General features: G+C 41.9%; 1 pseudogene. It reads left to right on the forward strand.

Annotated elements, in window-relative coordinates:
- A pseudogene (locus tag C1G53_RS00140) lies at window positions 1-265 on the forward strand (thiamine pyrophosphate-binding protein); the annotation flags it as partial.

Raw genomic sequence — 265 nt, forward strand, 5'->3', positions numbered from 1 at the left:
TAGTGTTCCTCTTTTAGTTTTTACTGGTCAAGTCGCAACACGTGGTATCGGTAAAGATGCTTTTCAGGAAGCAGATGTCTTGGGGATGACAATGCCGATTACCAAGTACAATTACCAAATTCGGGATACGGCAGATATTCCTAGAGTCATCACAGAAGCACTCCATATTGCGACAACAGGGAGACCAGGTCCCGTTGTTATTGATGTTCCAAAAGATATCCAAGAAAGAGTTGTTGATTTTTATCATGACCCAACTCTACACCTA

This window comes from Streptococcus suis (assembly GCF_002960445.1).
GTDB lineage: Bacteria > Bacillota > Bacilli > Lactobacillales > Streptococcaceae > Streptococcus > Streptococcus hyiners.